Below are 1,233 nucleotides of genomic sequence, written 5' to 3'. Positions count from 1 at the left end.
CTTAAAAAAAGGATAGTTTTTTTAGATTATAAACCAAAACAGGTACTGAGCATTAAAGAATTAGCCAAAGAATTTGGAGTTAGTGCTGTACCCATTCGGGAAGTGCTTATTCTTCTGGAGACTGAAAAACTAATTCACATAATTCCTAATAACGGCATTTATGTAACTGATATAAGCTTTCAAGAACTTAAAGATGTCTTCGAAGTTAGATTATTCTTAATAGGACTCTCAGGAAGGTTAGCAGCCCAAAGAGTAACTCCGGAAGAATTAAATAAGATGAAGGAACTTCTTGAGAAGATAAAGCAAGAAAAAGATCGCCAAAGATTAATTCAATTAGATGCTGAATTCCATGATTTAATAAACTATTCTTCTAAGAATGAAACTTTAGCTGATACTTTGAAAAACTTACGAAATCGAATTGGCCGTCTCTGGTTCTTTGCCAAAGAACATGATACTTATTCTCTGCAAATTCCTAAAGATTTTGAAGAACTTATAAAAGCCCTGGAGAAAAATGACCAGAACAAATGTGAAGAGATTTTAAAAAATCACGCCATTCATTTTATTGAACAGATAAAGATAAACTTATATAGTGAATAAAAATTCTTTTTGTCATTCCGTACTTGATGCGGAAATCATAAATATAATACTTGCTAAAGATGGATTCCCTCTTTCGAGGGAATGACACTAACAAAGCCAAAATTTTATTATTGCTGTTATAGACAGTGGACTTCTAAATTCAACTAAATTGAATTAATAAGGAAAGAAAATGAAAAAAATCTTGATAACTGGTGCACTGGGACAAATTGGTTCTGAACTTACTACTTTTTTAAGAAAAAGATATGGAGATAAAAAAGTTATTGCCTCAGATATTAAGCCAAAACTTGAAGGGACAATTGGTCAAGAAGGACCTTTTGAACATATTGATTGCTTGAATGCACCAGAAATTTATTCTGCTGTCAAAAAATATAAAATAGATACTGTATTTCATCTTGCTGCTATCCTCTCCGCAAGTGGAGAAAAGAACCCTCAATTAGCCTGGAAAGTTAATATTAATGGATTATATAATGTACTGGAAATAGCTCGAGAATACCAATGTGCTGTTTTCACCCCCAGCTCGATCGCTGCTTTTGGTCCATCTACCCCCAAAGATAGCACCCCACAAGAGACTATTCAAAGACCTACTACTATCTACGGGTTAACCAAGGTAACCGGAGAACTACTCTGTGACTACTA

Annotated in this window: 2 protein-coding genes; both read left to right on the top strand. The window is 33.7% G+C overall.

What is annotated here, in order from left to right:
- A partial coding sequence (locus COZ07_RS01135) for a GntR family transcriptional regulator (RefSeq protein ID WP_406606765.1) occupies window positions 1–597 on the top strand: 597 nt, incomplete at its 5' end.
- 169 nt (window positions 598–766) lie between these two features.
- Window positions 767–1,233: NAD-dependent epimerase/dehydratase family protein (locus tag COZ07_RS01130; RefSeq protein ID WP_406606764.1), on the top strand; the 467-nt coding region annotated here is incomplete at its 3' end.

Source organism: Candidatus Infernicultor aquiphilus, assembly GCF_002784285.1.
In the GTDB taxonomy this organism is placed as follows: Bacteria; Atribacterota; Phoenicimicrobiia; order Phoenicimicrobiales; family Phoenicimicrobiaceae; genus Infernicultor; species Infernicultor aquiphilus.
The sequence above is the reverse complement of the archived record's forward strand: the minus strand, read 5'-3'. Positions and strand labels throughout refer to the sequence as shown.